This window comes from Parcubacteria group bacterium (genome assembly GCA_041659505.1).
In the GTDB taxonomy this organism is placed as follows: Bacteria; Patescibacteriota; Minisyncoccia; order Moranbacterales; family UBA2206; genus UBA9630.
The window spans coordinates 589,681-604,087 of the sequence record JBAZYF010000001.1 but is presented as its reverse complement, the minus strand read 5'-3'; the positions used below and the strand labels follow the sequence as shown (position 1 = coordinate 604,087).

Genomic DNA, 14,407 nt, shown 5'->3' with positions numbered 1-14,407 from the left:
TTAGCTTAGATTAATCTTAATCTGCAACCCTTGCCCTCACCTGTCACGTGCTCGTGACATCCTCTCCCGAGGGGAGAAGAGAAATCGAAGAAAACTATTTCATAGCCTCACCTGTCACGTGCTCGTTACATCCCTACCTACCGACAGACAGGCACTTATTTATACTTTCGTAGGAGCTAGTGATAGTTTACCATGCTTTTTAGTTTTTAGCAAAAACCACTCCCTTAATCGCTCCCTTTTCTTTTCCCAGAGCTCCCCGATCCTCACCATTAAGCTTAACGAATGTTGCATTAGCTTGTCCAGATCCAATCGTAATCTTATCATGGGCGCTGAATTTTTGCACGGCGCCAGCCAAGACCGTCCCACTAAAGACCAAATTGCCATCCGCTTCGACGCTGACCCAGACCGGACCAGGATCAACCGTCAGTTCGATCTGCACAGCATCACTCTCCCGCGACGGAGCATTTTGATCGGTCATATTCTCCGCCGCGGGATTATCACTCATTGCCACTGCTGAGTCATCCGCATATTTAGCCTGTACAGTCACATTTTCTCCGGTTTCCTTTTGAAATTTATTCACTGCCTTGACGCGGATAACATTAATTCCTTGTTGCAAGGAAATATTTTCTCTAAACTTCCCTTCATCGTCGACCAAGACTGCCTGATCATTAACAAATATCTGCGCATCCTTATCCGTTTTTCCTTCTAAAGAAACAGAATTTCCATCAATCTGAGAATTTGATTCAGGACTAAGGATGATCAGGCGTGGCGTGTCAGTCAATGACCCGGCTTCATGGTAAAGATAAAAAAACGCGCCAAGCACAAGGATGGCAACAAAAAATAAAATGATTTTTTTAGGCGTGAAAATGAACGCGGAGATGTTGAGCGATTTTTTCTTCGTATCGATCTTTTTGGGATTTTTGCTTTTTTCCAGATTTTTCTTGATGCCCTTTTCTTTTTCAAACAGTCGAACAAGTTGCTGATCATCCACCCCCAAAAAATCTCCGTAGCTCTTGAGAAATCCCCGCACATAAACATCCGCCGGCAACTCATCATATTTTCCATCTTCCAGGCATTGCAAATATTCCACCCGGATCCTGGTCACGCGCGAAACTTCATTGAGCGCGATCCGCTTGTCCGAGCGTAACTTTTTGAGCTTCTCGCCCAAAGTCAGCGTCCCAACTTTTCTTTTTGTAAAGCCATTTGTCATACACTACAAAAATACCTGCCCGCAATGCTACGCATAGCGTTGCAGGCGGACAAATTACTACGAAATTACAAAAAAACAACCTTCATCATTTTAATTTAGGCCTAATTTATTTCGTATTTTTGTTTTGATTTTTGTTTTTCGATTATTTCAAGTATAGCCTATTTGCATTCCCCCAGCAAGATGTAGAGACGCCCCGCTGGGGCGTCTTTTGATTAGTAACAATTATCAAAAAATTTAAAAAGGGAACCACTGCGATGAGTGATTCCCTTTTCCCTTGCTATTGCTTCTGAGTAATTTTTACTAGCTGAAATGCTTAAAGAAAAGATCGCCTCTGTTTTGGTTGTGGAATCCACAATTCGGACATGAGCTTTTTATAAAAACATTGTCCATTTCAAGTGGAACACCTACAAGCCTGCTCTTACCAGATTTGCAAAGTTTAAGCGGATCTATTAAGGCGATTACTTCCTGGTAATGTTCTTCTTTCTGAGAAAACCTCTTTCTGCATTTACGACAGACGACGATTTCCTCTCTTTCCGAAAATTTTTCTCCACAAATACAAGCTAAAATCATCACTAGTCCTCCTTTTCAGTTTTTAAAGTCATGGCATGGATATTTTCTACTACGTTGATATTTCTAGTAATTCCGCTTCGAGTCTGATTTTTTTCCAATATTTTTTAAGAATCACCATCATTTCTTCTTTTGCAAAACCGTTTCCGCTCATTACTAAACCCTCGCCAGATTTTAACCAAACAGCCAAGAAATCTTCAATACTACCCATAAAATCGCCATTTCTTCCTGAAATCACCGCTACGACAAAATCATCAAGATCAAAAAAACTATCAATAACATTATCCAGAAAATCTCCACATCTGATTCTTTTTTCAAGTAGCATTAGAACCGCTGGTTTAAAAAACGGTTTATAGTGTTTTCTAACCTTCTCACTAAATTCTCCAAAATATTCAATCCCGTTATCTTCTAGAAATTCCACCAGATAACCAGTAATTTCCCGGGCTTTGTCCTTTTGTGTTTGCATCTTCGATTTTTTAACCATACAGCCTCCTTTTTAGATTTTTAAAGAGCTCCGTCAAAGTCTGATTTTAAATGGTTCAAAATTTCAGCCTAACAAGCCACTATAGCGTAAAAGTATATAATAGTCAATGAATATCAAATTTTTATATAGTCTTATTGTGCTTTTTATTAGCCACAATTAGCCTATTCATATATATTATCATCAAAAATATTGACTAATTTTTTTCTTTATGCTAAGATAACTTTTGCTGGTATACAGCCAAGTGCGTTAATGTTGGTTTCTACACTAGATTCCCGCCTCCGCGGGAATGACATAACATTATGAATCTTATCGAAGCCGTCAAAAACTGGGGTTTAAACGACAAAGAAGCCAAAGTCTATTTGGCGCTTTTGCAATTGGGACTGACCACTGCCTATAACGTCGCCAATAAAAGCGGACTGAAAAAGCCCACAACCTATGTTATTTTGGAACAATTACAAGAAAAAGGGATGGTGCGCAAAATCCCGCGAGCAAAAAAACTGCTGTTCGAAGCGGAAACACCGGAGCATATCTGGCGAATTGTGGACGAGCGGATGCTGTGGGCCAAAAGAGCACTGCCAGAGCTATTGGCAGTCAAAAAAGAACGGGGCAAAAAAGTCAGCGTGGCCTACTACGAAGGACTTTCCGGACTAAAACAAATATATGGCTTCGTCATAAATACTATGCGCGAAAAAAACCAAGCAGAAAGAAAATATGTCGGCTTTTTCGGCAATGAAGTAGACGCCAGCAAAGAAGTTCTGGATTATTTTCTAGAAGTAAACTCAGCTCATGAAAAATACAAAATCAAAAGAAGAGCCCTCACATCCTTCCATCCTAAAATAATCGAAAAATATCTAAATAACGAAGTGCTTGAAAAGTATAATATAAATGTCAAAGCCATCAGGATTGATAAATATAATAGCAACTTGGAAATAATGATCTTAGATGATTCTGTCGCAATTGTTTCACAAAGATATCTTTTTGGGGTCATCTTCAGAAACGCTGATATGGCAACCATTTTTCGCCAACTCTTTGAAATGATCTGGGACTTGGTCGAAAAAGACCGCAAGAGCTATCTTGGATATTCCAACATAGGGAAATAAAAAAGCGCCTGAGGCGCAATATGCAATAACATCTCTGTTTTGAGGTCACAAATCGTGACCTCAAAATATTTTTACATCTCCCACTTATCCCGCTTCTGTTGATCAGCATTATCATCATTATAGACCGTTCCGGCTTCTTCGGGAAGACCATAGATTTCACGCGCTTTTGCTCCGTCAGCCGGTCCAACTACGCCTTTTTCTTCCAGGATATCAAGAAGTCTTGCCGCTCTGGCATATCCCACGCGCAAACGCCGCTGCAAAAATGAAGCAGAAGCTTTTTTAGACTGCATTATTTCTTTTTTCGCCGCTTCGTAGAGCTCATCATTATTCTCATCATTAAACCCGTTGAAATTGTCCAGTTCCTGGGCGGGAGAACTAGCTCCGCCGGAAGTGATTTCAGACGCTTTTTCCTCCTCGACGATGTCACGCTTATTCTCGTCTTTGATAAATTTAACAATTTCCTTCACCTCTTTTTCTGTCACAAAGACACCCTGGATCCGTTGCGGCTTGGGAGAGTTGGCACTGAGATAGAGGCAATCGCCCTTGCCCAAAAGTTTTTCCGCGCCCGCCATATCCAAGATTGTGCGCGAATCGATCTGGGTTGCCACTTGGAAAGAAATTCTGGTGGTGATGTTCGCTTTGATGAGACCAGTGATGACCTCGACAGACGGACGCTGGGTGGAAACGATCAAATGGATGCCCACAGCCCGCGCCATCTGCGCAATTCGCACAATCGCGCCTTCCACTTCTTTCCCATGACTGCCCATCAGATCAGCCAGTTCATCCACGACAATTACGATATAGGGAATATTTTTCAAATCTTCCTCACTTACTTCACCAGTTTCTGAGTCGACCAATTTTCTTGTTTCACCATTTTTGATTTTTTCTTTATAGGAAATGATGTCACGCACTCCAACTTCCTGAAATAACTTATAGCGTTTTTCCATCTCGGACACCGCCCATCTCAGCGCATTGACCACTTTGGAATTTTCCACAATCACCGGCGTCAAAAGATGTCCGATGCCGTTGTAGAGTGACAATTCAACCCGTTTTGGATCAACCATAATAAACTGCAACTCTTCGGGAGAATTTTGATAGAGCAGCATCGTGATGATCGAATTGACGCAAACCGACTTTCCTGTTCCGGTCGCTCCCGCAACCATCAGATGGGGCATCTTGTCCAGACTGCCAAAAATATAGTTGCCACTCACATCCTCTCCGATCACGATCGTCAAATTGGATTTGCGATTCTTAAAATCTTTGCTCTCCAAAATTGACCGCAAGCGCACCAAGGAAGAGCTCTTGTTCGGCACTTCGATTCCAATCATCGATTTTCCCGGAATCGGCGCCTCGATCCGGATCGGAGCAGCCAAGGCCAGCGAAAGATCATTTTGCAAAGCCAAAATCTTAGCAATTTTCACTCCAACTGCCGGACGGAAACTGTATTGCGTCACGGATGGTCCAGTCTTGATTTCTCCCCGTTCCACTTCAATTCCAAAATTGCGCAGGGCATCCTCGATCAGTTGCGCGTTCAGATCAACATCACCGCCCTTAGCCACGCCAGAAGCTTTTTCTAAGATATCCACCGGTGGAAATTTCCACTTTGCTTTCGATTTTCTTCCCGCTCCATGGGCAGCTCCCGCCGCCATACTTTTATGTAAAAAAAGTCCATCTTCCACATCATCTTCATTCTTATTAAGTTCGGAAGAGACGAACTGATCCCGCCCTTCGACAAATTTAATCTTGGCAATATTTTCTTTTGCCAAAGCTTCTTTTTCTTTTTGCATCAATAGCACATCAGCATCTCTTTCCTCCTCCACTGGAAAAATCTGCTCCGACTCCAGCGGCAAAGCATCATCGACAGCATCATCAAGCTCGCTACTTTCTTGATCATTTTTTTCTCTCCTGAATCGCTCAATGAAATTAACGATCGAAAATTCAAAAGCAATAATCACACCCAAAAGCAAAAGGGCTAAAATGACCACCAAACTTCCCGCATTGCCCAAATATTTGATCGAACCATAAGCCACGGCGTAGCCAAGATAGCCACCACCTTTTCCGGCCTCGGCCATTTTTTGCATCTTGGAAGCGGCAAAAAACCAGTGGAATAGTCCCGTAATGCTCAAAAATACCACTGCGAGGCCAATTAACTTTGTTACATAAAAAATTGTTTCTTTGCGAAAAAATAAAATGATACCAGCTAAGACAAGAAAAATCGGAAAAATAAATTTCGTCCAACCGATCGCTTGACCAACTATTTTATTCAAAAAATCTCCGGCCACCCCGGCATAGCCAAAAAAACCCAAGGCAGTCAAAAGCGCCAAAGTGAAAAGAATCACTCCGGCCACATTTCTTTTGACATCTCTCGAAAGCGAAAAATCCAATTTGTTTTTCGCCGTTCCGTCAGACTCATACGAATCCTGGTTTTTATTGTTCGCGCTATTTTCTTTTTGTAGCTTTTTTTTTCGTCCCATATGGTCATAGTTTAGCACAAATTCCTAAAATATAAAACCCCGTAAAATCGCTACGCGATAACGGGGCGAGCCCCTTTTAGAAGGCTGCTTAATTATAAACAGGATTTGCGCGTTTACCCGAGTCAGTCGTATTTTCTAAAAAAATCCTGCCTGAGAATGCCTTTTTTCTTCAAAATTTTCCATTGGTTGCCGTTGATAGAGGGAAAATTTTGAAAAGAAAAAAGAGCGTTCGAGTTATTTTTTTAGAAAATACGACTGTGAGGTGAAACGCGCAACTCCTAAAATTGCGGTTTTTAGAAAAAACCGGCATTACTCAAAAAGGTGATGGTCAGCGCTGGCATCAGAGCCAGAAGGATGGCGAAATTCATCAGTTCGTTTTCCGCGTCCATTGTCGCCCGCTTCACACAATCAGGGCATTTGCACACTTCTTTTGCTTTTTTCATATTTTTGTTTTTGTCCCTGCTCGAGAATTAAGCTCCCGATCACAGAGATTTTTGATTAAAATAAAAAGAAAGCGGGCTCACCCGCTCTCTTTATTACCTTTATAGTATACACCACAAATTCGGAAAAGTCAAGCAGGATTCAAGATTTCTGTAATCTTACGCGAAAGATCACTCGGCGTAATATGCGTTTTGATAAAAAAGACTACGATACCCATCTGTTCAACGCGTTTTTGCGCTTCCTCATCAACCGAAGCTGACAAAACTATAATGGGAAGATTTTTCGTTTTCTCTTCTATTTTTAATTTCGCCACAATCTCTTCTCCGTTCATTGCAGGCATCACCATGTCAATCACTAGAAGATCAAAGTCATTTTCCAACGCTTCTTTGATGCCCCACGCTCCATTCATCGCCACAGAAACTTGAAAGCCATCTTGTTTCAATTTACCTCCAAACATATCAATAAAAACCTGTTGATCTTCAATAATCAGGATCTTCTTTTTTGTAGTTTTATTCATTTTTTTTTCCATAGCTTTTGAGGAAGTAAGAAATCTATTCTTGATAAATTATTAAATCTAGATTATCCTATTATTATTTATCAGTATAATCCAACTTTCAAAATAATACAACCAAAAAGCACCTCGATTTCTCAAGGTGCTTTTTGAAAATTACGGCTATTTTAACTTTTAGTCTTGCCGATGAAAGCCAGTTCCCGCTGGGATCAATTTTCCGATGATTACGTTTTCTTTGAGACCACGCAATTTGTCTTCTTTGCCAGAAACAGCGGCATTGATGAGCACGCGAGCAGTTTCTTGAAAGGACGCTGCGGAAAGGAAGCTTTCCGTGGAAAGAGCTACTTTTGTAATTCCCAAAAGAATCCGCTCACCAGTCGCTTCTTCGCCACCCTTGGCTTTCGCGCGCAAATTAGCTTCATTAAACTCATCGATTTCAAAAATATCTCCAGGCAAGAAGTCACTGTCGCCTTCCGTCACAATTGAAACGCGACTGAACATTTGGCGCACGATCACTTCAATGTGCTTGTCATTGATGCCTTCACCTTGCGATGCGTACACATCTTGAATTTCCCGAGTGATATAGCGATGCACTGCTTCTCGTCCCATTGTTTCATAGAGTTTTCGCAGATCAATGTGACCTTCGCTGAGTTGTGTTCCCTTGACCACAAGATCTCCCACGGCGACTTTCAAAGTACTGCCGATTGAGATTTGATATTCCTTGACCAGATCCACCGTGTCAGTCGATTCAATTTTTACAATTACGGATTTGTCAGTGTGTTCAATTTCCGTCACTTTACCATCAATTTCCGAAATGATCGCTTCTCCCTTTGGAGGACGCGCTTCAAAAATTTCTTCCACACGAGGCAAACCTTGGGTGATGTCCGATCCGGCAATACCTCCAATGTGGAAAGTACGCATAGTGAGCTGGGTTCCTGGCTCGCCAATCGCTTGCGCGGCCACAATTCCCACTGCTTGTCCAACTTCCACCAAATGTCCCCGTCCCAAGTCCATTCCATAGCATTTCTGACAAACTCCGCGCGGAGTTTTGCAAGTCGCGACAGTTCTGATCTTGATTTTTTCCGGCATGGCTTTTTCAATCAATTCCGCGTCTTCTTTGGTGATCATCTTGCCGGTTTCCAAAACAACTTTGCCTTTGGCGTCCAAGATATCTTCCGAAAGCACACGACCGACGGAACGACTGGCAAAATTTTGTCCAATGCGATCTGAATCTTCTTTGTAAATATATGCTCCCTCAGTGTCATGACAATCCTCTTCACGCACAATCACATCCTGCGCCACGTCCACGAGACGGCGCGTCAGATATCCGGCAGTCGCTGTTCGAAGAGCAGTGTCCGCCATACCTTTTCTCGCGCCATGAGTGGAGATGAAATATTCCAACACATTCATTCCTTCTTTGAAACAACTCTTGATCGGCAGTTCGATTGTTTCTCCAGTTGGTCCGGCCATCAGACCCTTCATACCGGCCATCTGCACCACCACGGATTCTGATCCACGGGCTTTGGAATAGACCATCGAATAAACTGGTCCTTCTTTGTCCATCGATTCACGCACACGATCCGTGATTTTGTTTTTCGTATCATTCCAAATTTCAATCACTTTGCCTTTGCGCTCACTTTCCGTCAAAAGTCCCAGATTATATTGCTTTTTAACCACATCCACTTTCGTCTCTGCTTCGTCCATAATCTCTTGCTTGTCCGTCGGCACTTGCAAGTCGTCCATTCCCCAACTGATTCCCGATTTTGTGACAGAAGCAAAACCAAGATTTTTAATTTCATCCACAAAGATTGCTGTCGTTTCTTGTCCGCAAAGCTCCAAAACTTTTGCCACCAGGGATTTTAATTCCTTCTTGGTCATTTCATAATTTTGGAAACCCAGTTCGATTGGAATAATATTATTCAGACGAATCCTTCCGATAGAAGTTTCTAGCATCTCCCCGTTCAAGCGCACCTTAATTTTCGCGCGCACATCAACTTGTCCCAATTCCTGCGCCATAATTGCTTCATCAGCAGAGCCAAAAATTCGGCCTTCACCTTTCGCGCCGGCGAGAATGTGGGTGATGTAATAGCAACCGAGCACCATATCCAGGGTTGGAGAAATGATCGGTTCGCCGCTGGCTGGTTTCAAAAGATTTTTGGAAGATAGCATCAAATTGGCACTTTCCCAACGCGCTTTGTCAGTCAGTGGCACATGCACCGCCATCTGGTCACCATCGAAGTCCGCATTGAAAGCCGAGCAAACCATCGGGTGGATCTGAATCGCCTTGCCTTCGATCAACACCGGTTGAAAAGCTTGGATCGACAAACGATGCAGTGTTGGAGCGCGGTTCAAAAGTACATAATGATGCGAAATAATCTCATCCAAGATATCATAAGCTTCTTCCGATTCTGCTTCGACCATTTTTCCGGCTGAGCGGACATTATAGGCCAATTCTCTTTCGATTAGTTTGTTGATAATAAACGGTTTGAAAAGTTCCAACGCCATTTTCTTTGGCAATCCGCATTGGTGCAATTTCAATTTCGGTCCGACCACGATCACACTTCGTCCGGAATAGTCGACGCGTTTTCCCAAAAGGTTCTGACGGAAACGACCTTGTTTACCTTTCAAAGTGTCCGCCAGGGATTTCAAAGCTCTGCGTTGTCCAGTTGAAGCCGCCACACTGACTTGTGATTTTCGCGCGCTATTGTCAAAAAGAGCATCCACCGCTTCTTGCAGCATTCTCTTTTCGTTTCTCGTAATCACTTCCGGTGCACCAATTTCCATCAGTTTTTTCAACCGGTTATTGCGATTAATAATGCGACGATAAAGGTCATTAATGTCAGAAGTCGCAAAACGTCCTCCGTCCAAGGCCACCATCGGTCGCAAATCCGGTGGGATAACAGGGATAACGACAGGCAGCATCCACTCTGGTTTGAGTTTAGCGTTCACCAAACCATTCAACAGTTTGATCCGCTTCATCACTTTTTTCTTGTCCGCGATTTCTTCCTCGCTCTCGAGCATCGCCTTATATTTAGCGATCTCCTCTTCCATATTCAATTCTGACAAAAGTTTTCTGATCGCTTCCGCGCCAATTCCGGCGGTGAAGACTTGTCCATAACGAGAAGAAAGATTGAAATATTCAATTTCGGAAATAATCTGATATTTACGCAGACCCTTCAATTCTTCCTTAGAACTACGGTAGATTTCCTTCAGTCCTTCCAATTTAGTTCGTTTCTTATCTTCTTCGTCTTGAAAATTCTTTTCCAGTTCTTTCTGCTTGGATTTCACTTCTTGCTCGATCTGAGCCAGCGCTTTTTCCTTTTCTGCTTCGTCCACGCTCAAAACCACATAGCTCGAGAAATAAATCACGCGCTCCAAATCTTGCACACCCATTCCCAGCGCCAGACCAATTTTTGATGGCACGCCCCGCAAAAACCAGATATGTGAAACCGGCACGGAAAGTTTGATGTGCCCCATCCGTTCACGTCGCACGACGCTTCTGGTCACTTCCACTCCGCACTTGTCGCAGACAATGCCTTTGTAGCGGATGCGTTTATATTTTCCGCAATAACATTCCCAGTCCCGGGAAGGTCCGAAAATTTTCTCGCAGAATAGTCCATCTTTTTCATAACGCTGAGTCCGGTAGTTGATCGTCTCCGGCTTCGTTACTTCGCCATTGGACCATTCCAAGATTTCCTCCGGGCTGGCAATTTTCAGCCGCACGCTGGAGAAATTGCTGGTCTTGGTGTTAGTGATTGAATCCATCATAAAGTTATTCGCTTCGCGAACCCCCACTACGAACGGGGGACATACGAATTATTAATTTTTAAACGCCTTACTATTTTTCCTATTCGTAGATTCGCATTCATTCGTTAATTCGCATCGGTTCTATTTCGTAGATTCGCATTCATTCGTAGTTTCGCATCGGTTTTTGGTTTCGAATCGGCTTTAAATACTTTCATCATCCTGATTCACGCGCACTTCATCCACATCCTCATTCCCATCAGCACTGGTTTCATTCAGTTCAACATTCAGCCCAAGACCTTTCAGTTCACTGACCAGCACATGGAAAGAAGCTGGCACATTCGGACTCTTGATCGGGTCACCCTTAATGATTGATTCATAGGCTTTTGATCGTCCCATCTGGTCATCTGATTTGATCGTGAGCATTTCTTGTAAAGTGTAAGATGCGCCATAACCTTCCAGCGCCCACACTTCCATTTCTCCAAAACGCTGGCCTCCAAATTGAGCTTTACCTCCCAGTGGTTGCTGTGTAATCAAAGAGTATGGTCCGATCGATCGCATATGGATCTTGTCATCGACCAAATGGTGGAGTTTCATTACATACATCACACCCACCGTCGAATCATTATCAAATTTTTCTCCTGAGCGTCCATTTACCAAACGCACTTTTCCACTTTCTGGTAGTCCGGCTTTTTTGAGTTCTTCCTTGATCTGTTTTTCGGTCACACCTTCAAGCGCAGGAGTCGCGGCTTTGTAGCCCAATTTCAGCGCTGCCCAACCAAGATGCGTTTCCAAGATTTGTCCGATGTTCATACGTGAAGCGACACCGAGTGGATTGAGAATCATATCCACTGGAGTTCCATCTGGCAGATATGGCATATCTTCAACAGGAGCGATGCGAGAAATGACACCTTTGTTTCCATGACGTCCGGCCAACTTGTCTCCAACGGAGATTTTTTTGAGCTGAGCGACGCTAACTTGGATCTGCTGGATCACACCGGTCGAAAGTTTGTCGCCTTGTTCACGAGAAAAGATTTTAATATCCACCACTTTGCCATATTCTCCATGGGGAAGATAGAGCGAGCTATCCTTGACATCCCTTGATTTTTCTCCAAAAATTGCTCGCAATAATCTTTCTTCACTCGTCAAATCACCTTCACCTTTAGGAGAAATCTTTCCGACGAGAATATCGCCAGAAGCGACTTCGGCTCCAATCACAATAATTCCCGTTTCATCCAAGTTTTTGAGGCGCTCTTCACCAATGTTTGGAATATCACGAGTGATGAGTTCCGGTCCAAGCTTAGTGTCACGCACATCGATTGAAAAATCTTCAATATGGATCGAACTATAGCGATCATCTTGCACCAATTTTTCAGAAATGATGATCGCGTCTTCATAGTTCGAACCTTCCCACGGAATGAAAGCCACTACAATGTTTTGTCCAAGCGATAGCTCACCGTGATCAGTCGAAGCACCGTCAGCCAAAAGTTGTCCCTTTTTCACCACATCACCCTTCGCCACGCGTGGCACTTGATTCATCGAGGTGAAGGCATTGGATTTAACAAAACTCTGCAAATGATAATCGCGTTTGAGAAAAGGTTTTTTTGCTCCCACTGGAGCTTCTTCTTTAATAATAATATGATCCGCGTCCACTTCTGTCACTTCTCCTGCGGCGCGCGCCACCACCACTTGTCCTGAATCAACTGCCGCCTTGTCTTCAATGCCGGTTCCCACGAGCGGAGCTTGTGGTTTTACGCAAGACACAGCTTGGCGTTGCATATTGCTTCCCATGAGTGCACGGTTAGCATCGTCGTGCTCCAAGAATGGAATGAGCGAAGTTGCCACAGAAATACATTGTTTGGCAGAAACATCGATATAGTCTAATTTTGTCGCTTCAATTTCAGTCGTGTTGCCCTTTACGCGAGCACCAACAACGGCGTCCAAAATATTCCCAAATTCATCCATCTTAATTCCGGCGTGCGTTATGTTTTTGCGATCTTCCACTGTCGCATTGATATAGTCGATGTCGTGGCTCACAAATGGTTTGACTTTGATCGTTTTCGCTTTTGATTTCAAGACTGTTTTAAGCGCTGTCTCATCCAAAAGAGTTCCAACTGCCAAACCTTCCACTTCTTCATCTAAAATTCGGTTCGTCAATTTCTCTTCATTGTTGTCGACTTCCTTATATACCCGTAGATAAGGAGTTTCTAGAAAACCATATTGATTGATTTTAGTATACGTTGCGAGATGTCCAACGAGACCAATATTCGGTCCTTCCGGAGTTTCCACCGGGCAGATCCGGCCATAATGAGAATGATGCACGTCGCGCACTTCAAAACCGGCGCGCTCTCGCGTGAGTCCGCCTGGTCCCATCGCACTGATACGACGCTTATGCTCAAGCTCGGCCAACGGGTTGACCTGGTCCATAAATTGCGAAAGTTGCGAGCTAGCAAAAAATTCTTTGATCGAAGCAGCAATTGGGCGAGAATTGACCAATTGTCCTGGGACGACGGTTTCCATGTCGCAGGTACTCATCCGGTCTTTAATGTTTCGCACAGTTCTGGCAAAGCCGACACGCAATTTGTTTTGCACCAACTCTCCTACCGAGCGCACGCGTCTGTTTCCCAGGTGATCGATATCATCAGCAATCGCCATCGGATCATTGTTCAGTCGGATGATTTCTTTGATGATGCGGATCAAATCGTCGTGAGTCAAAACGCGATGCAATTCATCATTGGGCGCTTCCACTTCAAGTCTTTGGTTCAAGCGGTAGCGTCCCACAGCTCCAAAGTCATATTTTTCAAAACTAAAAAACATCGAGTCAATCACTTGCTTGGCGTTTGATTCTGTTGCGAGATCTCCCGGACGGATTCTTTTGTAAACTTCCTTGTAACCTTCTCCCTGGCTTTTCGCAATATCTTTTTTAATTGTCTCCTCGATAAAAGAAACTTCACCCTTGTCGGCATCTTTGAAAAGTTCCAAAAGTTTCGCGTCAGTGCCATAACCAAAAGCCCGCAAAAGTGAAGTAATCGCTACTTTTCTTTTCCGGTCAATTTTTACATAGATCGCGCCTTCCGTGTCCGTCTCAATTTCCAGCCACGCTCCTCGATTAGGAATAATTTTCGCACCGAACAATTTCTTGCCTTTTTGGTAGTCCATCGAGAAAAATACACCGGGGCTTCTAATGATCTGACTGACCACCACTCTTTCCACGCCGTTGATGATAAAGGTTCCTCGATCAGTCATCAGCGGAAAGTCTCCCAGATAAATTTCCTGCTCTTTCACCTCTCCGGTTTTTTTGATGAGAAGTTGCGCCTTGCATCGCAGTGGCGCTTCATAGGAAATATTTTTATTCTTCGCCACCACTTCGTTGTATTTCGGTTCGTCCAAGTAATATTCCTTGAAAGACAGCTCCAAATCTTTTTCGGTAAAGTCCACAATCGGGTTGACTTCATCCAAAAGCTCTTTGAGACCCTTTTCTAGGAGCCAGTTGTAGGAATTCAACTGAACCTCAATCAAGTTTGGCAAAGATACCATAGACATTGATTTGAAAAATTTTCTCTTGGACAGAGAAGATTGCGAACCAAAGGCATCTTTTACCTTTAAACTCTTGGAGTCTTTAAGCATACAAATAGTGCTCATTGCCTTATTATTTCTCTATTCTCACCCGAGAAATAATAATTTAAATGAGATTTATATTAAAGTATTAAGTTTACCTAATTCTTTTTATTCAAAATTTCAAATTCCCCATGGTAGGTGGAGAAGTTATTTTCAAGTAAAATAAGCACTAAAATCAGTATTGCACAACATCAAAAATAAAGCAAGCCACCCGCTATTTTTTTAGCGGACGCAAAAATCTAAGAAAGTATAGTTGTG

8 protein-coding genes are annotated in these 14,407 nt (G+C 43.1%); 1 reads left to right on the top strand and 7 read right to left on the bottom strand.

The genetic code is table 11. From position 1 onward, the window contains the following. Positions 1-199: 199 nt before the first annotated feature. On the bottom strand, positions 200-1,210 hold the full coding sequence (locus tag WC848_02765) for a RodZ domain-containing protein (protein ID MFA5961576.1): 1,011 nt from the start codon (positions 1,208-1,210) through the stop codon (positions 200-202). 619 nt (positions 1,211-1,829) lie between these two features. Beyond that, entirely contained in the window at positions 1,830-2,243 is a 414-nt protein-coding gene (locus WC848_02760) for a hypothetical protein (GenBank protein ID MFA5961575.1), read from the bottom strand. Between the two features lie 317 nt (positions 2,244-2,560). Between WC848_02760 and WC848_02755 the strand changes: the two genes are divergently transcribed. Then, a complete protein-coding gene (locus WC848_02755; protein MFA5961574.1) occupies positions 2,561-3,361 on the top strand; it encodes a helix-turn-helix domain-containing protein in 801 nt (266 codons plus the stop codon). Positions 3,362-3,432: 71 nt separating this feature from the next. Here the strand turns inward: WC848_02755 and WC848_02750 are convergent, their stop codons facing one another. The 5 genes from WC848_02750 to WC848_02730 all read right to left on the bottom strand — a co-directional run bounded on the left by WC848_02750 (position 3,433) and on the right by WC848_02730 (position 14,173). Continuing rightward, positions 3,433-5,835 (bottom strand): DNA translocase FtsK 4TM domain-containing protein, encoded by a 2,403-nt coding sequence (locus WC848_02750; protein MFA5961573.1) that lies wholly within the window; start codon positions 5,833-5,835, stop codon positions 3,433-3,435. 293 nt (positions 5,836-6,128) lie between these two features. After that, positions 6,129-6,278: a hypothetical protein gene (locus WC848_02745; protein ID MFA5961572.1), complete on the bottom strand. Its 150-nt coding sequence runs from the start codon at positions 6,276-6,278 to the stop codon at positions 6,129-6,131. A 128-nt stretch (positions 6,279-6,406) separates the two neighbouring features. Next, entirely contained in the window at positions 6,407-6,793 is a 387-nt protein-coding gene (locus tag WC848_02740) for a response regulator (protein ID MFA5961571.1), read from the bottom strand. A gap of 168 nt (positions 6,794-6,961) precedes the next feature. Further along, the gene (gene rpoC, locus WC848_02735; GenBank protein ID MFA5961570.1) at positions 6,962-10,555 is read right to left on the bottom strand and encodes a DNA-directed RNA polymerase subunit beta'; all 3,594 of its coding nucleotides are present in this window, start codon (positions 10,553-10,555) and stop codon (positions 6,962-6,964) included. A gap of 180 nt (positions 10,556-10,735) precedes the next feature. Continuing rightward, complete coding sequence (locus WC848_02730) at positions 10,736-14,173, bottom strand: DNA-directed RNA polymerase subunit beta (protein ID MFA5961569.1); 3,438 nt, start codon at positions 14,171-14,173, stop codon at positions 10,736-10,738. Positions 14,174-14,407: the final 234 nt, after the last annotated feature.